Genomic DNA, 19,428 nt, shown 5'->3' on the forward strand with positions numbered 1-19,428 from the left:
CCAGGCCGATGCTGCCTGGGCAGAGTAACGGGGGTTCCGCCATGAAGCGCTCATCTCTTTTCACCATCGCCTTCGCCAGCCTCACCTTGGGGGGCTGCGCGACCTATGACTATGTCGGCGATACCGCGCCGGGCGGCTACTACCACGGACGGCCGAGCACCCAGTATTCCGATCCTTACGGCGGCTACTACGGTGGCGTTGGCGTCTATGGCGGTTACGGTTACGGTGGCCCTTACCGCTACAGCAGCTACTACAGCTATCCCTACTACGGGTATTACGGCTCGCACTATCCGTATTACCCGCCCCGTCCTCCGCGCCCGCCGCGTCCGGACGACCACAATCCGCCGCCGCGTCCTCCGCCGACCAGCGGGGGAGGCAATCGTCCACCGCCGTGGCGCGACCCGACCGGTCGCTGGCGCGAGGGTGGGGCGCAGCCGATGATCCCGGGCCGCCCCGGCCAGGTCACGTCGTCGCCGAGCCAGCCCCGTGTGAGCGAAGGCGGGTATCGACCCCCGCGCGTGATGCCTTCCCCCTCGATGCCGCGTTCGGCCGAACGGCCGCGCAGCATGGAGCGGGCCGCCCCGCCGCCGCGCGCTGAACGTCGCGCCCCGCCGCCGCGGATGGAGCGGCCTGCGCCGCCCTCCCGCCCGGCCCCGCGCGATGACGGCGGCACCCGCCAGCTGGAACGGTGATCCGGGCCTGCTGACCGCCGTCCGTCGCCTTTCCCCTGCCGTTGACACGATTTCGAGCCTGAGTTGACCGGTAGCGTCGCTTTCTGACGTAAGCGGCAATTAAAGGTTCAATGTCGACGTCCGGTGGGGAAATCTGGATCCCCCCTGTTCCGGCCCCATCGGGCGTCGGCGCCTAACAAAAAGCCCGGCTTTGCCGGGCTTTTTTCTTGCTCTGGTATCCTGCGCGCATAAAAAAGGGGCCGGCAGTCCCCCGACTACCGGCCCCTCGGCATCCCCGGCGTGCGCATGGCTGGCCCCTGTTCCAATTACCAGCCCGGCGCCCCTGGTCGCTTGCCACGACGGGTGCAGGGGGATACAGCAGGAAGCGTGCCAACTTCCCCGCCGCCGTGTGCGGATGCCACCCCCGATCCCACGCCTTCCGGCCTCCGCCACCGAACCCGTCCCATGAGCCCGAGCTTCCACCACTACGACGTCATCATCATCGGCGGCGGCCATGCTGGCACCGAGGCCGCGTTGGCGTCGGCGCGGGCCGGCGCGCGCACGCTGCTGCTGACGCACAACGTGGAGACGGTGGGCGCGATGAGCTGCAACCCGGCCATCGGCGGCATCGGCAAGGGCCATCTGGTCAAGGAGATCGACGCGCTGGGCGGCGTGATGGCGTGGGCGGCCGACCGCGCCGGCATCCAGTGGCGCACGCTCAACGCCTCGAAGGGCCCGGCCGTGCGCGCGACGCGCTGCCAGGCCGACCGCGCGCTGTACCGCAGTGCGATCCGCCGCGCGGTGGAAGCGCAGCCCAACCTGACGCTGTTCCAGGCGGCGGTCGATGACCTGGTCATCGAGAACGGCACCGTGCGTGGCGCGGTCACGCAGACGGGGCTGACCTTCCATGCGCCCGCGGTCGTGCTGACGGCGGGTACCTTCCTCGCCGGCAAGATCCATGTCGGCGAGACGCAGTACGCCGCCGGGCGCGCCGGTGATCCGCCGGCCACCGCGCTGGCGCAGCGGTTGCGCGAGGGCGCCTTCGTCGTCGACCGGCTGAAGACCGGCACGCCGCCGCGCATCGACGGCCGCTCGCTCGATTATTCGGTGATGGAAGAGCAGCCCGGCGACGATCCGCTGCCGGTGATGTCGTTCATGGGCCACGTCGCCGACCATCCGCGCCAGGTGTCGTGCTGGATCACCCATACCAGCGAGCAGACGCACGAGATCATCCGCGGCGCGCTGCATCGCTCGCCGATGTACTCCGGCCAGATCGAAGGCATCGGCCCGCGCTACTGCCCGTCGATCGAGGACAAAGTGGTGCGCTTCGCCGAGAAGGCGAGCCACCAGATCTTCGTCGAACCGGAAGGCCTCGACGTGGTCGAAATCTATCCGAACGGCATTTCCACCTCGCTGCCGTTCGACGTGCAGCTGGCGCTGGTGCGCAGCATCCGCGGCATGGAACACGCGCACATCACGCGGCCGGGCTATGCCATCGAATACGACTTCTTCGATCCGCGCGGGCTGAAGGCCTCGCTGGAGACCAAGGCGGTTGCGGGCCTGTTCTTCGCCGGCCAGATCAACGGCACCACCGGCTACGAAGAGGCGGCTGCGCAAGGCCTGCTCGCCGGCCTCAACGCGGCGCGCTTCGTGCAGCAGAAAGAGGCCTGGTCGCCGCGTCGCGACGAGGCCTACCTGGGCGTGCTGGTCGACGACCTGATCACGCACGGCACCAAGGAGCCGTACCGCATGTTCACCAGCCGTGCCGAGTACCGGCTGCAGCTGCGCGAGGACAATGCCGACCTGCGCCTGACTGAAACCGGCCGCACGCTGGGCCTGGTCGACGACGCGCGCTGGCAGCGCTTCGAAGAGAAGCGCGAAGCCATCGCACGCGAAACCGGCCGCCTGCGCGCGCTGTGGGCCACGCCGGCGAATGCGCTGGGCCGCGAGGTCGCCGATACGCTCGGCGTGCAGGTCAGTCGCGAGACCAACGTGCTCGACCTGATCAAGCGCCCGGAACTGGACTACGCCAAGCTGGTCGCCGTGCCGTCGATCGGCCCTGGCGTGGATGATGCGCAGGTGGCCGAGCAGGTGGAAATCGGCGTGAAGTACGCCGGCTACCTCGACCGCCAGCGCGACGAGATCGAACGCCAGCAACGCAACGAATCCACGCCCATCCCCGCCGGTTTCGATTTCGCCAGCGTGCGCGGCCTGTCCGCCGAAGTGCAGCAGAAGCTCGAACGCGTACAGCCCGAGACCATCGGCCAGGCCCAGCGCATCCCCGGCATGACGCCGGCCGCCATCTCGCTGCTGCTGGTGCATCTGGAGCGTGCAAGGCGTACGCGGGTGGCGTAAGCGTTTGGCGCCGCTGTAGGAGCGACGTCAGTCGCGACCGCACGCCTTCCGATACACAGAGCTGAGCGCATCCGCGATCACAGGGTGCGCTGTCACCGGGAGTCTGCGGTCGCGACTGACGTCGCTCCTACAGGGAACGCTCCGGATGCCGCGCCTCCCACGCCGCCAACTGCTCGCGGTAATGCTGCAGCTGCTCCGCATACAGATCGTGCACGCAGATCGGGCAGCCGCTGTTGCAGCAGTCGCTGGGCAGCGGGGGTTCGGGTGCGAGCGGGCGCGGGTCGTCGTCGGGCGTCACGGTGCGCCCATTTCCTTCAGCAGGTGCGGCGCCGGGTACACCTTGCCCATCAGCCAGCGCAGGTAGCGCATGTCGACGTGGACGGCGCGCTTGTAGCGCGGGTCGAACATCCAGCTGGCGCTGACCGACTCCCAGTTGCTGTCGAAGTTCAGGCCGATCAGTTCGCCGCGGGCGTTGAGCACGGGCGAACCGGAGTTGCCGCCGGTGGTGTCGAGGTTGGTGAGGAAGTTGACGGTCTGCGTCTTCAGCGCCGGATCTTCGGTGCCGGCGAAGTCGCCGCGGGCGATGGCGTCGAGCAACGGCGTGGGCGCATCGAACGGCACCGTGCCGGTGTTCTTCTCGACGATGCCGGCCACCGTCGTCACCGGCGTGTAGCGCACGCCGTCGCGCGGCGAGAACCCGTCGACCTTGCCGAAGCTGACGCGCAGCGTGCCGTTGGCATCGGGATACAGGGCGCGTCCCTGCTGCGTGCGCCAGGCGAACAAGGCGCGCATGTAGGCGGGACGCAGGCGCAGCTGTTCGCCTTCGCGGGTCTTGCGTTCCCGCTCCAGCGCCAGTTGCTCGGGCACCAGCGTCGCCGCCAGGTCGATCAGGGGATCGGCGGCGAGCGGCTTGCCCTCGCGTGCGGCGGCGAAGCGCGACAGCCTTTCGGCTTCGTCGCCCAGCCTGGTGCCGGCGTACAGGGCGTCGAGCGCCTGCTTCAGTGCCGCGGGCGTGCGGCCGAACGCAGCGTCGAACCCGGGCAGGCGCTGCGCGTCCGGCAGCTGCTGGTAGCGGACCAGCAGCGAGGTCAGCAGGGCTTTCTCCACCTCCGGCGCGTAGCGGCGCTGCACCTGCTTCAGCACGCCTTCGATCAGTGCGTGGTCGCGCGCCTGATAGCCGCTCTCGCGCTCCGCATCCGGCTTGGCCGATTCCAGGCGCAGTCGTTCCAGCGTGATCGCCGCGCGCATCAGCTGCGACTGCGCACCGAACAAGGACAGCAGCAGCTCGCGCTCGCGTACCGCCGTGCCGCTGGCGATCGAGGCGGCGAGCGCGTCGATGTCGGCGCGTTCCTTCGCCGCCGCGTCGGTGGCCAGCATGTCGCGCTCGTCTTCGGCACGCACCCGCACCGCGTCGCTGCGGCGCAGGCCTTCCAGTTCGCCGGCGGCGCGCTTGCGGTTGTTCTTCAGCGACTGCAGCTGCGCGGCGTAGCGGGTCTTCGCCTCGGCATCCTTCGCGCCGGCGGCTTCGACCACGGCGATCAGCTCGTCGAACACCGTCACGCGCGTGGGCAGCGTCCAATTGACCTGCCCGTCGAACTCGGCGGCGGTACGGTGGCGGAAGGTGACGCCCGGATAGCCGGCGAGCATGGCGTAGTCGCCGGCTTTCGGCCCGTCCTTGGCGAGTGCCAGGTGCGCGGGCGCCGTGTACGGCACGTTGTCGGGGCTGTAGGCGGCCGGCTTGCCGTCCTGGCCGACATACGCGCGCAGCAGGGTGAAGTCGCCGGTGTGGCGCGGCCACATGAAGTTGTCGATCTCGTCGCCGTAGTTGCCGATCGCGCGCGGCGGCGCGTAGGCCAGGCGGATGTCGCGCAGTTCCAGCTGGGTGATGCGGTAGAAGTCGGTGCCGTAGTACATGTTGGCAACGCTGCAGCGCACGCCGCCGCCGGCTTCGCATTCGGCGACGATGGCCTTGCTGGCGCGGTCCACCGCGTCGAAGTAGTCGCGCCCGGTCTTGCCGGCCGTCTCCTTCAACACGGTGTCGGTGACCTTGTCGTAGCCGACGGTGACCAGCACGCGGAAATCCGGGTTCGCCGGCAGTTCGCCTGCGCGGTCGGCGGCGATGAAACCGTCGTCGATGAGGTTGTGCCCGGGCTTGCTGTTGTACTGGATCACGCCGTAGGCGACGTGGTGGTTGGTCAGGATCAATCCATCCGGCGAGACGAACGCACCGGTACCGCCACCGGCGCGCACCACGGCGCTCAAGGGCGCGGCGGTGACGTCAGCCAGTGTCTGCGGATCGCCCTTGAAGCCGGCCTCGCGCAACGTCTTCGACAGCGCGGGCAATTGCGACGGCATCCACATGCCTTCGTCGGCGTGGGCGGGCAGGGACAGGGCGATGCCCAGGGCGAGGGCGGTCGTCGAGCGGCGATGGCGCATGGTCGGGATCCTGCAAGGAAGACGGAAACGATATCGGGCCTGTGCCGGTGCGGCAATGACGGTCCGTGTCGTGTCGTCAGCCGCGGAGGAAGCGTTGCCAGCGCTGCGCCGCGCGCTGGATGCCGGCATGCTCCGCGTCGTCCAGTGTGCGCAAGGGGTCGAGCGCCACGCCGCCGCCGGCCTCGCGCTTCCAGGTCGCCGCCACGCGGCCCCGGACGATCGCCGTGGCGGCGACGAGTCCGTTGACGCCGAACACGCGCCGGGTATGCGCCGCGTCCAGCACCGGCGTGCGGTCGCGGTAGCCGATCAGGTATTCGTCGAATGCCGGCAGCAGGTGGAAGGTGCGCGAGCGCGACGTGGCCGGTGCATCGGCCCGCCACCACCATGTCGTGCCGTCGCGGGTCTCGTGTCCCAGCTCCGGTGCGGCCAGGGTCAACGCATGCAATGCATCCTTCTGCGTCAGTCCGGACCACCATGCCAGATCGGCGACGGTCGCCGGCCCGTGGCCTTGCAGATAGCGCAGCGCCAGCCGGTGCAGCGCTTCGTCGCGGCCGAGCGGTGCGCTGGGCGGCACCCACGCATCCATCAGCACGAACGTGGGCTGCTTGCCGTGGCGGGGTCCCTGGCAGAGGACGCTTTCGTGCGCCAGCCAGTTCAGCAGGTGCAGGCCGCGCTGGCCGCCGCTGGCGATGCCGGCCGCGTCCATGCGGGCGTACAGCTCGGATCGGGTCGCGGGCACGCCGTCGCGGAGCGCCTGTTCCATCACCTGCCGGCCCTGCGCCAGTGCGGGCGCATCGAAGCCGAAGTCGCGCGCGATGCGTGCGGCATTGGCGGCCTGCACACGCGGCGCGAGCAGCGCCACCATCCAGCGCACGTCCTCGCGCGCCAGCAGGTGCAGCGTGCCGCGCATCGGCCAGGTACGCACGATCTCGCCACGCACGATCGCGTCCTCGACCTGGGTCAGCGTCGCATCCGCCGTGCGCAGGCCCACGGCCCACAACGCCGCGTGGTAGTCCTGCGCCTGCATCGCCGCCATGTGCCGCACGGCATCGGCGGGCGAGGCGGCGACAGGCGTGGTGATCCGCTGTGCCTGCAGGCGTCGCGCCGTCAGTGACGGCAGCACGCTTACTTCTCCTTGCGCCAGTTGACCGAGCCGCGCGTTTCGGTGGTGCTGGATTCGATTTCCACGTCGAAGCCCTTGCGCAGCAGGTACTTCAACGTCACCGCCGAGCCGGAGCCGACCATCGAGACGCCGTAGCTGACGTACAGCTTCGGCGACAGGTACTTGCCCACGCCGAACACCGAGCCGCCCAGCGTGCGCGATTCCAGCACGCCGGCGTCGTCCAGGCCGATCTTCGCGCCGAGTTGCGATGCGAGCAGACCGGCGCCGGCGCCGAGCGCTGACGAGGCCGCATTGATGCGCTGGCTTTCGTCGCTGCTGGCCGTGTTGAGCGAGCGTCCCAGCACGAGGTAGGCGAGTGCTTCGGATTCGGCCATCGCCGGATTCGACCAGACCCGCGCACGCGGCTGGCTGGCGCGGCCGGTGACGTCGATGCCGGCGGTGACGCTGGCGCTGACCACTTCGCGTTCCGCGCGGATGTTGATGCGCGGATCGGAGACGGCGTTGTTGCTCCAGGTCAGTTCGCCGCGGGTGATGCGCAGCTTCTGGCCGTAGGCCTCGTAGCGGCCGTCGACGTCCAGGCGGCCGGTCGCCAGCATTTCGCGGCCCGGCTGCGAGCGCACGTGCATCGTGCCGGCCAGCGTGCCTTCCAGGCCGTAGCCCTTCAGTTCGACCTGGTCGCCGACCTTCAGGGCCAGGTCCAGGTCCAGCCGTGAACTCGGCGCACGCTCGGGGTCGACCGGGTCGAGGACCACCACATCCTCCGAGGCCGATACGCCGTCGTCCAGCTTCTCCACGTCGATGGTGGCGGAGGGAATGCCGACTTCGCCGCGCACCTGGATGGTGTTGTCGGCGAAACCGACCTGCAGGTTCGGCGATGCGACCGCGCGCAGGTCGGTGGTGTCGGCCACCAGCACGTTCTCACCGCGCACCTGGAACTGGAGCGGGGTGGTGTCGTTGTTCCAGCCCAGCGTGCCGGCCACGTTGAGCACGCCGCCGGTTCCGGTGCCGCCGGTGGACGAGACCGTCTTCATGCTGCCGTCGATGCGCGCGCTGCCGTCGGACAGGGCGACCAGCTCGGCGCCGCCTTCGACCAGCGACACGCCGAGCGCGGGCAGTTCGCCGGTGAATTCGGTGAGCGTCGCCTCGCCGCTGAGCAGCGGGCGCCCGCGCGTGCCGGCGACGCCGATGTGGCCGGCCAGCGTGCCGCGCGGGCGCACCAGATCCGGCGATAACAGCTCCATCCAGAACAGGCGCGAATTGTTGAAGTAGAGGTCGCCCTTCAGCGGAGCGAACGCGTCCCAGCCGGTATTGAAGGTCGCATCGACATAACCGTCGCCCTTGAAGCCGGTGCCCAGGCGCCCCTCGATGCGCTGCGGGGTGAAGTCGACGTCGAGGGTGAAGTTGTCGTAGCGGATGATCTCGCCGCGCGCGGTGGTGCCCATCTTCAGGCCGCCATCGAGCGAGGCCAGGTGCACCTCGCCCTGCCACGCAGTGCCGGCGGGACGCAGCGTCGCGTCGAGCGTGAACTCGCCGCGCAGCGTCAGCGGACGGCCATCGGCCGGCGGCAGCCACGGCTGCACCAGCGCCAGCGAGAGCGCCTCGCCGCGTACCTCCAGCCCCTGCCGCGGCCAGTTGGCGCTGGCGCACAGCGCGCCGCCGATGTCGGAGGCCAGGCAGCTCTCCGAGAGCGTCCAGTTGGCGCCGTTCTGCGCGAAGCGCGCCGGCTGCCGCAGCGTCCACGGGTTGCCTTTCGACGGCGCGATGCGCAAGGCATCGAGTGTGCCCTGCCAGTTGGCGCCGCGCTTCTGCGCGGTGCCCGATAGCGCGACGGCGCCCATCGCATTGCGCGCATCGCCCTCGATGCGCAGGTCTTCCACCGCACCACGCGCGTTGAGGCTGACGGTGTCCAGCACGGTGCCGACATCCACGGCGCTGCCCTGCAGCGCGAGGTCGCCGCTGCCGCTGCGCCACGGGAGTCGACCGCGCAGGCTGAGCGCGCCGGCACTCCAGTCGTTCCAGCGCAGGTTCTCGCCACCGAGGTCGGCGTCGATGTTCGGCGCAGTGCGCGCGCCGGTGAGGTTGACGGTGCCGGCCAGCGTGCCGCTGGCGTCGGGCAGCAGGTCGGCCAGGTTGAGCGGGCGGAACGCGGCGTCGATGGCCAGCGTGTCACCCACCTTGCCCTTGGCGGTGACGCGGCTGCCGCCCAGCGACAACGCCAGATCGCCTTCGCCGTTGTGGCCGTCCAGCGCGAAGGTGCCGCGCGCGTCGAGCGGACGGTCGCGCAGGCGGCCACTGAGTTTCGGTACCTCCAGCGTGCCCTGGAACAGGCCGTCCTCGCGCTGCCGCCCCTTCGAGGCGAGGTTGCCGGAGACGTTGCCGTTCCAGCCCGCGGCGAAATAGCCGGGATCGAAGCCGGCCAGCGTGGCGGTGACGTCCCAGTCCAGCACCGGCGCCCAGCCGACCGTGCCGGTCGCATCGAGCGTGCCGGTGGGCATGGTGGCGCGCAGCGTTTCCAGCTGCACGCGCTCGGCATTGCCGCGGCCATCGAATTCCAGCAGCGCGCTGTCGTCGCCGCGCGTCAGCGTGGCCTTGCCGATGGCCGCCCACGCCTCCAGCTTGCCGGCCAGGCCGAAGTCGCCTTCGGCGCCGATCATGCTGTCGGCTTCCGTGCCCCAGCGCAGGCCGCGCGCGTTGACCGCGAACCGGAACTCGGGATTCTCCGGCACGGTGAAGTCGGCACGTCCGCGCAGCGAGGCATAGCCGTCGAACGCGCGGATCGCCAGCGGTTCCACCGTCAGCACCTCGCCGTCGATGCGGGCATGCGAGGGCTCGATCACCACCGCGATGTCGCCCTGCTGCACCGTGCCCTGCAGATCGGCCGCACCGCCGGCACCCTTGGCCACCAGGTCGAACGCCACCGGCGTGCTGTCGTCCATCACGCCGAGCAGCGACAGGTCCAAGGCTTCCGTCTTCGCGGCGAAGTTCCAGGTCGGCTTGGTCTCGCCACGCAGCGTGAGCGTGGCGCGCACGGGGGCCGGCGCGGCGCCGGACACGCCCACGTTCATGCGTGCGCGGTTGCCTCGTGCCACCAGTCCGATGCGTGCCGGCGTACGCCCCAGCGTCGCGGGGAACACGCCGGTGACGGTGAGGTCGGTGGCATAGCCATCGCGCGGCGCGTAGCCGCCGTGCACGCCGAACGTGCCACGGTCGCTGGCGATGGCCAGCTTCTCGGCATGCACGTAGCCATCGCCGATGTCGATGCCGCCGGTGGCGCGCGCGATGTCGATAAGAGGCTGGCCGCTCTGGCGGACCAGGAAGCGGTCGATGTGCAGTTCATCGGCCTGGATCGCCAGCGGCATCTCGATCTGCGGCAGCATCTCCGGCCAGTGCGGCAGCTCGAACGGCTCGTCGCTCTTCGGCACGTCGAGCATCGCGCCGCGCAGTTTCAGCACGTCCAGGCGCAGGCGCTTGCCGAGCAGCGGCCGCAGGTCCGGCTCCAGGTACACCTCGTCAGCGGTGAAGCGGATCGTGTCCCAGCGGAAATCCACGCCGCGCAGTGTCAGCGGGCCGGCGATCGGGCCTTCGACGTCGCGATACTCCAGCGACGCGTCCGCCGGCAGCCGCGCCCTGATCTGCGCCAGCAGCACGTCGCGGCCGGCGACGGTCTGCAACAGCCAGTACAGGCCGATGCACAGCAGCACGGTGAGGATGCCGGTGCCGATCGCGCTGCGGATCGCCAGCGTGCGCATGCGCGCCTTGCGACGCGCGCGCAGTTCGGCGATGCGCGCTTCGCGCTCTTCCGGCGTCAGGTTGTCCGGCAGCCGGTACTTCTTCCTCACAGGTCCGTCCCGATGTTGAGGTAGATCTGGAAACTGGAATCCGGATCGTTCAGGCCATGCGCCAGGTCCAGCCGCACCGGTCCCACCGGCGAGCGCCAGCGCAGGCCGATGCCGACGCCGGTGCTCAGGTCGGGCGTTCTGCCGTCGAATGCGCTGCCGGTATCGACGAACACCGCGCCGCCGTACGGCCCACCCTTGGGATAGAACTCGTATTCCACGCTGCCGGTGACCACGTTCTTGGCGCCCAGCGCGTAGTCGCCGCGGCGCGGGCCGACTTCGCGCCAGGAATAGCCGCGGATACTGCGGTCGCCGCCGGCGAAGAAGCGCAGCGACGGCGGCATCGCCACCAGCGAGCTGGTGAAGGTGTGGCCATATTCGCCGCGCACGATCAGCGCGCTGTTGGTCTTGTACTGCTGCGACCAGCGCGCGCGCAGGTGGAACTGCAGGAAGTTGGCGTCCGACCCCGCACCGTCCACGCCGCCGCGCAGCAGGATGGAACCGGCCAACTGGTCGGGCCGGTTCGAGCCGACCGGCGAGTTGGTGTAATCCGCGCGCAGCGACGGGTAGGTGAACGTGGCGTACTGCACGGTGGTGTCGGGCAGGCCGGTGAGCGGATCGTCCTCGACATAACGCCAGCGCTCGCGCAGCGCGTGGATCGACGCCACCGCGGTCCAGTCCTCGCTGACCTGGCCGCTGCGGCTGCCGGTGAACTCGACGTGGCGCAGGTCGATGTAGTCGGTCTGTTCGTCGCTGGCCTGCACGCCCACGGTGTACCAGCCGTCCAGCCACTTGAACGCGGGAATGCGGTACTGCGTGAGCAGCGTCTTGCGCTTCTGCGCGTAATCCAGGTGCGTGGAAAGTTTGTGCCCGCGCGAATTCACGTAGCGACGGTCCAGTCCCAGCCGGATACCCGGGCCGCTCTCGGTGCCGTAGCTGACGCCGGCGGTGTAGATGTCGCGCTTGGCCAGTTCCAGGTTGACGTCCACGGGCACGCGGCCTTCGACCGCCTTGTCGGGATTGGCCTGGATGTCGATGCTGGAAAAATAGTCCAGCCCCACCAGCGATTCGCGCAGGCGGTCCAACTTGCCCTGGTGGAAGTAGCTGCCTTCTTCCCAGTACACCAGCTTGTCCAGCAGGCCCGGCTCGAACTTGTCCTGGTGGAAGGTGGTGGCGCCCATGTCGTAGCGGATGCCGCTGACCCAGCCCAGCGCGATGTCGGCGGCATGGTCTGCGCGCGTGACCTCCACGCGGCGATGGGTGAAGTCGGCATCGAAGTAGCCGCGGTCGGCCAGGCGCCGCACGATGACCAGCTTGCTGGCTTCGTACGTGGTGTGGTCGAACACCTCGCCGACGTTGGGCGCGAACGCGGCCAGGTCTTCCTTCAGGTAACGGTCTTCGCCGCCTTCGCCTTCGATGGACAGGTCGCGCGTGCGCACGCGCACCGGCTCACCCAGCTGCACGCGCACGGTGACGGTCAACCGCTCGTCCCGGGCGCCCTCGGTGCGTGGTGCGTCGAGGGTGACGGTGGGCGAGTAATAGCCGAACGGCTCCAGCGCTTCGCGCGTTTCGGCGACCGCTTCGCCGAGCAAGTATTCCAGCCGCGACTCGCCCAGCCGCTTGCCCAGCGAGTCGTTCAGCGACAGCGCGGTATTGATGTTTTCCACCATCAATTCGTCGTCCAGCCCCTCGATCTGCACCTTGTCGACGATGGCGGCAGCCCAGGCATGGCCCATGGCGGCGAACAGGACGAAAGCGGTGGCGAGGCGGGGGAATCGACGCATCCGCGCAGGATACCCGGTGCGGGTTAAGGGGGGTGAAGGGGTGGCGCGATCACGCAGCGCATCGTTCACGGAAACATGCGGTCGCCGTGATGCGCTCCTTCCCCCGCATGCGGGGGAAGGTCGGGATGGGGGCGAGAGAAACATGACGCGAGTGATGTCCATCCAAGCGAAACATGCATCGCGCTTGCCCCCACCCCAGCCCTCCCCCGCAAGCAGGGGAGGGGGCGTAATGCGAGGACGTCAGCCCGACAAATGCTAGATCACCACCACCACGCGGAACATCCCCTCTCCCTGCGTAGCGGGGAGAGGGTGCCGAAGGCGGGTGAGGGGGGAACGGAGACGGGATGCGTGGACGCCGGCAGCAGAACCGCGCACGCCCCTCATCCGCCCATTCGGGCACCTTCTCCCCACACGCAGGGAGAAGGAAACACGGTCAGCCCGACAAATGCTCGATCACCACCACCGCGCGGAACATCCCCTCTCCCTGCGCAGCGGGGAAAGGGTGCCGAAGGCGGGTGAGGGGCGAACGGAGACGGGATGCGTCGGCGCCTGAAGCAGCACCGCGCTCTGCCCCTCATCCGCCCCCGTATCGAGTACGGGGCAGGCTCTCCGGGCACTTTCTCCCCGCAGATGCGGGGAGAAGGAGAGAGCGATCAGCCCGACAGATGCTCGATCGCCGCCACTGCGCGGAAGCGGTCGGCCAGGCGCTTGAGCAGGGCCAAGCGGTTGGCGCGTACGGCCGGGTCATCGGCGTTGACCATCACGCTGTCGAAGAACGCGTCCACCTGCGGGCGCAGGCGGGCGAGGTGGTTCAGCACGGTGACGTAGTCGTGGTGGTGCAGCGCTTCGTCGGTCTCGCCGATCACGGCCTCCACCGCTTCGGCCAGCGCGCTTTCCGCGGGATCGGTCAGCAGCGCGCGGTCGATCGTGTGCGGGATGGGGATGTCGGCCTTCTTCAGGATGTTGCCGATGCGCTTGTTGGCGGCCGCCAGCGCGTCGGCCTCCGGCAGTGTGGCGAAGGTGCCGATGGCATCGAGGCGGGTATCGAAGTCGTACAGCGAGGGCGGCTTCAGTTCGGCGACCGCGGTGAAGTGCGCGGCGGGTACGCCCTTGTCGGCGTAGTAGCCGCGGAGGCGGTCGAGGATGAAGTCGTAGAGGTCCGTCCCCATCGTTTCCGTGTTGCGATCCGCGTGTGGCTGTATCGCTTCCGGGAGTGATGCGATGGACTTCGCGATCAGATCCTTGATGGAGATATTGAATCCACTCTCAATCACCGTCCGCGCCAACCCCAGCGCATTCCGCCGCAACGCAAACGGATCCTTGTTGCCGGTCGGCTTCAACCCTGCCGCAAAGCCACCCGCCAGCGTATCCAGCCGTTCCGCAATCGCCAGCACCTTGCCCAGCGGCGACAGTGCGATGTCGTCGCCGGCGAAGCGGGGCTGGTAGGCCTCGTCGATGGCCAGCGCGATCTCCTTCGGCTCACCGGCGGCGAGGGCGTAGTGGCGGCCGGCGATGCCCTGCAGTTCGGGGAACTCGTTGACCATGCGCGACTGCAAGTCGTTCTTCGCCAGTTCCGCCGCCTTGCGCGCCTGCACGGGATCAGCACCCACCTGCGCGGCAATCGTCTCGGCTAGCGCGGCCACGCGCGCGACCTTGTCGGCGACGCTGCCCAGCTTGGCCTGGTAGGTGACGGTCTTCAGGCCGTCGCCCATCGACACCAGTCCCTGCTTCAGGTCCTCGTCGAAGAAGAACTTCGCGTCGGAGAAGCGCGGGCGGATCACGCGCTCGTAGCCCTTGCGGACTTCGTCGACATCCTGCGATTCGATGTTGGCGATGCCGATGAAATGCTCGGTCAGCTTGCCGCCGTCGCTCAGCACCGGGAAGAATTTCTGGTTGATCTCCATCGTCTCGATCAGCGCTTCCTGCGGCACCGCCAGGAACGCGGACTCGAAACTGCACAGCACCGCCGACGGCCACTCGGTCAGGCAGACCACCTGTTCCAGGTTGTCGTCGGTGATGCGCGCGCTGCCGCCGGCCCGTGCCGCCGCCTGCTGCACTTCCTCGACGATGCGCGTGCGGCGTGCGTCGGCATCGACCAGCACCCTGGCAGCGCGCAGCGCATCCACATAGTCGTCAGGCTGGCCGATCCACACCGGCTTGTCGTGCTCGAAGCGGTGGCCGCGGCTCATGCGGTCGGAGGTCACGCACAGCAGCTGCGCATCCACCACGTCCTGGCCCAGCAGCAGCACCAGCCAGTGCACCGGCCGCGCGAAGGCGTAGTCGTGGTCGCCCCAGCGCATCGGCTTGGGAATCGGCATGCCGGCCAGCGCCTCGCGCACGATGTCGGCCAGCAGGTCGGCCGTCCTCGCGCCGGGCTTCACCGCGCGGTGGACGAAGCGCTCGCCCTTGCCGTCGGTGGTGCGCTCCAGCTGCGTCCAGTCGATGCCGGCCTTGGCGGCGAAGCCTTCCAGCGCCTTGGTCGGCGCACCGTTCGCATCCAGCGCGATGTTGAGGTACGGACCCAGCACTTCGGACTTCTGCTCGGGCTGCTCCACGTCCACCGCCGGCAACAGCACCGCCAGGCGGCGCGGCGTGTACAGCGGCTTGGCGTCGCCGCGCTCGAAACCGATGCCGCGCTTTTCCAGCGCCGCGATCACGCCATCGAAGAAGGCCTGCGCCAGGCCCGGCAGCGCCTTGACCGGCAGCTCTTCGGTGCCCAGTTCGATCAGCAGGGATGTTTGTTCGCTCATGTGCATGCAACCTTGAGTTGTTCCCTTCTCCCTGCGGGAGAAGGTGCCCGAAGGGCGGATGAGGGTGCGGCGGAGTCCGTGGCGGTCAACCATCCGGGTGTCGCCGGACCCTCTCCCCAACCCCTCTCCCGGTGGGAGAGGGGCTTCAAGCGGATTCTTTCTTCACGCCAGGAAACCCCAGCTTCTCCCGCTGCGCGTAATACGCTTCGGCCACCGCCTGCGCCAGCTTGCGCACGCGCAGGATGTAGCGCTGGCGCTCGGTGACGGAAATCGCGCGGCGTGCGTCCAGCAGGTTGAAGCTGTGGCTGGCCTTGCAGACCTGCTCGTACGCGGGCAGCGGCAGGCCGACCTCGACCAGCTTCAGCGCTTCCTTCTCGCAGGCGTCGAAGCGGTGGAACAGTTCCTCCACGTCGGCATGCTCGAAGTTGTACGTGCTCTGCTCCACCTCGTTCTGGTGGTATACGTCGCCGTACTTCACAACGCCCTGCGGGCCGACCGTCCACACCAGGTCGTACACGTTGTCGACGTTCTGCAGGTACATGCACAGGCGTTCCAGCCCGTAGGTGATCTCGCCCAGCACCGGGCGGCATTCCAGTCCGCCGGCCTGCTGGAAGTAGGTGAACTGGGTGACTTCCATGCCGTTCAACCACACTTCCCAGCCTAGGCCCCAGGCGCCGAGGGTCGGCGATTCCCAGTTGTCCTCGACGAAGCGCAGGTCGTGCACGCGCGGGTCGATGCCCAGCGCCTTCAACGACCCCAGGTACAGCTCCTGGATGTTGTCCGGGTTGGGCTTCATCACCACCTGGTACTGGTAGTAACGCTGCAGGCGGTTGGGGTTCTCGCCGTAGCGGCCGTCGGTGGGGCGGCGGCTGGGCTGCACGTAGGCGGCATTCCACGGCTCCGGTCCCAGTGCGCGCAGGAAGGTGGCCGGGTGGAACGTGCCGGCGCCCACTTCCAGATCCAGCGGCTGGATCAGCACGCAGCCCTGATCGGCCCAGTACTCGTTCAGGGTCTGGATCAGGGCCTGGAAGCTGAGGCCCTGGAAGCTGGTTACCGGTGAAATGGTTTGTCCGGTCATCGCGTTATCGTGCACTGCGGAAAAGCGGGCTAGTATACGGGCAAGCCCTTGTCCTTCCGCCCTTTTCGCCCGTTCGCCGCCGTCGTGGATACCTCCGTGAAAGCCCCGTTCCTCATCGTCGAAACCGGCCAGCCGGTGCGCTCGATGCGGCGTTATGGCGGCTTCCCGCACTGGATCCGCGTGGCCGCCGGACTGGACGCCGACGAGACGGTGGTGGCGAACGTGGAGCGCGGCGATGCGCTGCCGTCGCGCGAAGGCTTTGCCGGCGTCATCGTCAGCGGCTCGGCCGCGATGGTCACCGACCGCGCCGACTGGAGCGAGCGCAGCGCCGACTGGCTGCGCGACGCCGCCCACGGAGGCCTGCCGCTGCTCGGCATCTGCTACGGCCACCAGCTGCTGGCGCATGCGCTGGGCGGTGAGGTGGCCTACAACCCGGCCGGGCGCGAATCCGGCACCGTCCACATCGACCTGCATCCGCAGGCGCAGGACGATCCGCTGTTCGCCGCGCTGCCGCTGAAATTCACCGCGCACGCGACCCACGTGCAGACCGTGGCGCGGCCGCCGGAAGGCGCCACCGTGCTGGCCCGCTCCGAGCAGGACGACTGCCATGCGTTCCGCTGGCGCGACCGTGCCTGGGGCGTGCAGTTCCACCCCGAATTCGCCACCCACCACATGCGCGGCTACGTGCACGCGCGTGCCGACCACCTGCGCAGCGAGGGCCGTTGCCCCGGCACCATCGCGCGCGGCGTGACGGCGGCGCCGCAAGCCCGCAAACTGTTGCGGCGGTTCGTCCGCCATGCGCGTGGCCTGCACGCGCGCTGAGTCTCTCCGTTCCATACCTCCCCCGAGATCCCCGATGTCGACGATCAACAAGGTGCCGGCCAGTGCCGGCGCAGAATGGCTGCTGGCAGGCTTTGCGCTGCTGAAGCGGGCGCCGGTGCCGCTGGCCACGCTGGCCGTGCTGTGGGGCCTGTTGTCGATGGTCGTGATGCTGGTGGCGGTGACGCTGCCGGCGATGACGCTGGCGATGCAGTTTCTGCTGGTGCTGGCGGGGCCGCTGTTCTTCGCCGGCATGCTGTGGGCCGTGCGCGAAGTCGACCAGGGACGCGCCGCGCAGCCGTCCCACCTGCTGCAGCCGGTCCGCGACGGCCATGCGCCGGCCCTGCTGGCCACCTTGTTGCCGCAACTGCTGGCCGCGCTGGTGATGGGCGCACTGTTGTTCGTGCTGGTCGGCACCGAACAGCTGCAGCACCTGGCCGAGGTCTACCAGCAGATGCAGACGATCGCGGCCGCCGGCGGCCAGCCCGATCCCTCGCTGGTCGAAGGCCTGCCGGCCGGCCGCCTGCTGCTGTGGCTGCTGCTGGTGGCGATCGTCTTCGTGGCGGTGAAGTGGATGACGTTCGTCGCCTCGCCGCAGATCCTGTTCTCCGGCGCCCACGTCATGGACGCCATGCGCAACAGCCTGCGCGCCTGCCTGCACAACTGGACGGCCATGCTGGTGTTCTACCTGCTGGCGGGCATCGCGATCTTCGCCGTCGGCATGGGCTCGCTGCTGGTGGCGTCGATCCTGGCGCTGGCGGTCGGCGCGACCATCGCGATGGGCCTGTGGCAGTTCGCGCTGCTGGCGCTGGTGATGCCGGTGCTGGCCGGTGCGGCGTATGCGGCGTGGCGGCAGATGCTGGGCGGCGCCGCGGACGCGCCGGGTGTGCCGGTGGCACCGGCGCGGATCGAGGTCTGAGCGTCCGGCATCGCGCGACGGTGGGCCAGGGCGCACCCTACGAAGCGGGCAGGAAATGAAACGAAGTAGTTCCGCTGCTGGACGCCCGGCGTCCCGCGCGCTCAGGGGCTGTGGGGGTGCGGGCGCGGTTTCAACCAGCCCGCCGCGATGATGCCGAGCTCGTACAGCAGGCACATCGGGATGGCGAGCATCAGCTGCGACACCACGTCGGGCGGGGTGATCAGCGCGGCGACGACGAACACGCCGACGATGGCGTAACCCCGGCCTTCGCGCAGCTGCTGCGGCGTCACCCAGCCCAGCAGCACCATGATCACCAGCGCCACCGGCAGCTCGAAGCTGACGCCGAAGGCCAGGAAGATCACCATCACGAAGTCCAGGTACTTGGCCGGGTCCGGTGCCAGCGTCACGATGTCCGGGGTGAACACCGTCAACGCGTGGAACACGCTGGGCAGCACCAGGAAGTAGGCGAACGCGCAGCCGGCATAGAACAGCGCGATGGACGAGACCAGCAGTGGCACCGCCAGCCGCTTCTCGTGCTTGTACAGGCCGGGCGCGACGAAGCTCCACGCCTGGTACAGCAGCCACGGGGAGGACAGGAACAGGGCGAGGAAGAACGCCAGCTTGATCGGTGCGAAGAATCCGGATGTCGGATCGCTGGCGATCATCTGCGTCGCCTGGCCGGCGGGCAGCTGGGAAATGAGTGGTTGCGCCAGGCGGTCGTACAGCTGGCGCACGAACGGCAGCAGCGCCAGCAGGATGACGCCGGTACCCGCCAGCCCGCGCATCAGCCGCGTACGCAGTTCCAGCAGGTGTTCCATCAGGCTGCTTTCGGCCTCCTGGCCCCCGAATTCGCGGTTCATCGCGCTTCCTTCGGCGGGAACAGGTCGGCGGTGGTGCCGGTCGCGGGTTCGGCGGCCTGGTCCTGCGGCGCATCGACAGGCGCATCGGCCGGGGAGGCGGGACTGCCCTCGTGTTCGATCACCGGATCGGGGTCCGCGGCCGCCGGTGCGGCGGGCGGTTTCGCCAGCGCGGGCGGCGTGATGGCGGACTCGATGTCGTCGCGAAGCGCCTTGGCATCATCCCGCGCCGCCTGGCGGACCTCCTCGAACTGGCGTTCGGTCTCGCTCGCACTGTCGCGGATGCGCTGTTCGGTGTCGCGCAGCGCGTCCTGGGCGTCCTTGAGGTTGCGCTTGAGCTCTTCGGAGGCGAGTTCGCGCTCCAACTCGTCCTTCACCGAGTACCACTGCGCGCGCGCGCGGCGCACCCACAGGCCGGCGAAGCGCGCCGCCTTGGGCAGGCGCTCGGGACCCAGCACGATCAACGCGACGACCGCGACGACCAGCAGTTCACTGAAGCCGATATCGAACATGGCGGCTGCGATGCCGCGCGATCAGCTGGCGTCGCGGTCGCGCTCTTTGGCGGCGCTGGACTCGTCGGTGCGCGACTGGTCGTTCAACTGGCCGGCCGGCTTGTCGTCGTCCTTCATGCCCTTCTTGAAGCCCTTGACCGCTTCGCCCAGGTCCTGGCCGGCATTGCGCAGGCGCTTGGTGCCGAAGACGAGCAACACGACCACCAGCACGATGATCCAATGCCAGATGCTCAAACCGCCCATGGTGTGCTCGCAGGAAAGTTGGGGCGCTCAGGATAGCGCAGGCGG

The 19,428-nt window shown here is 69.1% G+C and carries 14 protein-coding genes; 4 read left to right on the forward strand and 10 right to left on the reverse strand.

Features of this window, described 5'->3' with window-relative positions; genetic code table 11:
- Window positions 1-41: 41 nt before the first annotated feature.
- Both MMG85_RS05950 and mnmG read left to right on the forward strand, forming a co-directional pair.
- A complete protein-coding gene (locus tag MMG85_RS05950) occupies window positions 42-692 on the forward strand; it encodes a hypothetical protein (protein ID WP_241045196.1) in 651 nt (216 codons plus the stop codon).
- A 444-nt stretch (window positions 693-1,136) separates the two neighbouring features.
- On the forward strand, window positions 1,137-3,026 hold the full coding sequence (mnmG, locus tag MMG85_RS05955) for a tRNA uridine-5-carboxymethylaminomethyl(34) synthesis enzyme MnmG (RefSeq protein ID WP_241045197.1): 1,890 nt from the start codon (window positions 1,137-1,139) through the stop codon (window positions 3,024-3,026).
- A 127-nt stretch (window positions 3,027-3,153) separates the two neighbouring features.
- Here mnmG and MMG85_RS05960 read toward each other — a convergent pair whose 3' ends face one another.
- From MMG85_RS05960 to glyQ, 7 genes are all read right to left on the reverse strand, one after another.
- Entirely contained in the window at window positions 3,154-3,324 is a 171-nt protein-coding gene (locus MMG85_RS05960; RefSeq protein ID WP_241045198.1) for an oxidoreductase-like domain-containing protein, read from the reverse strand.
- On the reverse strand, window positions 3,321-5,462 hold the full coding sequence (locus MMG85_RS05965; protein WP_241045199.1) for a S46 family peptidase: 2,142 nt from the start codon (window positions 5,460-5,462) through the stop codon (window positions 3,321-3,323). Before MMG85_RS05965 ends, MMG85_RS05960 begins: the two co-directional genes overlap by 4 nt.
- A 76-nt stretch (window positions 5,463-5,538) precedes the next feature.
- Window positions 5,539-6,585 carry a winged helix DNA-binding domain-containing protein gene (locus tag MMG85_RS05970; RefSeq protein WP_241045200.1) on the reverse strand — a complete coding sequence of 349 codons (1,047 nt, stop codon included), beginning with the start codon at window positions 6,583-6,585 and terminating at the stop codon, window positions 5,539-5,541.
- A 2-nt stretch (window positions 6,586-6,587) separates the two neighbouring features.
- Window positions 6,588-10,424 (reverse strand): translocation/assembly module TamB domain-containing protein, encoded by a 3,837-nt coding sequence (locus tag MMG85_RS05975; protein WP_241045201.1) that lies wholly within the window; start codon window positions 10,422-10,424, stop codon window positions 6,588-6,590.
- Window positions 10,421-12,205 carry an autotransporter assembly complex family protein gene (locus tag MMG85_RS05980; RefSeq protein WP_241045202.1) on the reverse strand — a complete coding sequence of 595 codons (1,785 nt, stop codon included), beginning with the start codon at window positions 12,203-12,205 and terminating at the stop codon, window positions 10,421-10,423. Before MMG85_RS05980 ends, MMG85_RS05975 begins: the two co-directional genes overlap by 4 nt.
- A 653-nt stretch (window positions 12,206-12,858) precedes the next feature.
- Window positions 12,859-14,955, reverse strand: coding sequence for a glycine--tRNA ligase subunit beta (glyS, locus tag MMG85_RS05985; protein ID WP_241045203.1), 2,097 nt, complete (start codon window positions 14,953-14,955; stop codon window positions 12,859-12,861).
- 145 nt (window positions 14,956-15,100) lie between these two features.
- The gene (gene glyQ / locus MMG85_RS05990) at window positions 15,101-16,033 is read right to left on the reverse strand and encodes a glycine--tRNA ligase subunit alpha (protein WP_241045204.1); all 933 of its coding nucleotides are present in this window, start codon (window positions 16,031-16,033) and stop codon (window positions 15,101-15,103) included.
- 84 nt (window positions 16,034-16,117) lie between these two features.
- On the opposite strand from glyQ, the gene MMG85_RS05995 reads away from it, so the two are divergent.
- The gene (locus MMG85_RS05995) at window positions 16,118-16,855 is read left to right on the forward strand and encodes a glutamine amidotransferase (RefSeq protein WP_345778840.1); all 738 of its coding nucleotides are present in this window, start codon (window positions 16,118-16,120) and stop codon (window positions 16,853-16,855) included.
- A 34-nt stretch (window positions 16,856-16,889) separates the two neighbouring features.
- Window positions 16,890-17,771 carry a BPSS1780 family membrane protein gene (locus tag MMG85_RS06000; RefSeq protein WP_241045205.1) on the forward strand — a complete coding sequence of 294 codons (882 nt, stop codon included), beginning with the start codon at window positions 16,890-16,892 and terminating at the stop codon, window positions 17,769-17,771.
- Window positions 17,772-17,872: 101 nt separating this feature from the next.
- Here the strand turns inward: MMG85_RS06000 and tatC are convergent, their stop codons facing one another.
- Genes tatC through tatA form a run of 3 tightly spaced genes read right to left on the reverse strand, consistent with a single transcriptional unit; the run spans window position 17,873 to window position 19,383 of the window.
- On the reverse strand, window positions 17,873-18,631 hold the full coding sequence (tatC, locus tag MMG85_RS06005; protein WP_241045206.1) for a twin-arginine translocase subunit TatC: 759 nt from the start codon (window positions 18,629-18,631) through the stop codon (window positions 17,873-17,875).
- Window positions 18,628-19,140 (reverse strand): Sec-independent protein translocase protein TatB, encoded by a 513-nt coding sequence (gene tatB, locus MMG85_RS06010; protein WP_241045207.1) that lies wholly within the window; start codon window positions 19,138-19,140, stop codon window positions 18,628-18,630. Before tatB ends, tatC begins: the two co-directional genes overlap by 4 nt.
- 21 nt (window positions 19,141-19,161) lie before the next feature.
- Window positions 19,162-19,383 carry a Sec-independent protein translocase subunit TatA gene (gene tatA, locus MMG85_RS06015; protein WP_241045208.1) on the reverse strand — a complete coding sequence of 74 codons (222 nt, stop codon included), beginning with the start codon at window positions 19,381-19,383 and terminating at the stop codon, window positions 19,162-19,164.
- Between the last annotated feature and the right edge of the window lie 45 nt (window positions 19,384-19,428).

The organism is Pseudoxanthomonas sp. LH2527, assembly GCF_022539275.1.
Lineage (GTDB): Bacteria > Pseudomonadota > Gammaproteobacteria > Xanthomonadales > Xanthomonadaceae > Pseudoxanthomonas_A.

What these genes read in the sequence shown, in the direction of transcription:
- MMG85_RS05950 (WP_241045196.1), top strand. Translation starts at nt 42, where the DNA reads ATGAAGCGCTCATCTCTTTTCACCATCGCCTTCGCCAGCCTCACCTTG.
- mnmG (WP_241045197.1), top strand. Translation starts at nt 1,137, where the DNA reads ATGAGCCCGAGCTTCCACCACTACGACGTCATCATCATCGGCGGCGGC.
- MMG85_RS05965 (WP_241045199.1), bottom strand. Translation starts at nt 5,462, where the DNA reads ATGCGCCATCGCCGCTCGACGACCGCCCTCGCCCTGGGCATCGCCCTG.
- MMG85_RS05980 (WP_241045202.1), bottom strand. Translation starts at nt 12,205, where the DNA reads ATGCGTCGATTCCCCCGCCTCGCCACCGCTTTCGTCCTGTTCGCCGCC.
- glyS (WP_241045203.1), bottom strand. Translation starts at nt 14,955, where the DNA reads ATGAGCGAACAAACATCCCTGCTGATCGAACTGGGCACCGAAGAGCTG.
- glyQ (WP_241045204.1), bottom strand. Translation starts at nt 16,033, where the DNA reads ATGACCGGACAAACCATTTCACCGGTAACCAGCTTCCAGGGCCTCAGC.
- MMG85_RS06000 (WP_241045205.1), top strand. Translation starts at nt 16,890, where the DNA reads ATGTCGACGATCAACAAGGTGCCGGCCAGTGCCGGCGCAGAATGGCTG.
- tatC (WP_241045206.1), bottom strand. Translation starts at nt 18,631, where the DNA reads ATGAACCGCGAATTCGGGGGCCAGGAGGCCGAAAGCAGCCTGATGGAA.
- tatB (WP_241045207.1), bottom strand. Translation starts at nt 19,140, where the DNA reads ATGTTCGATATCGGCTTCAGTGAACTGCTGGTCGTCGCGGTCGTCGCG.
- tatA (WP_241045208.1), bottom strand. Translation starts at nt 19,383, where the DNA reads ATGGGCGGTTTGAGCATCTGGCATTGGATCATCGTGCTGGTGGTCGTG.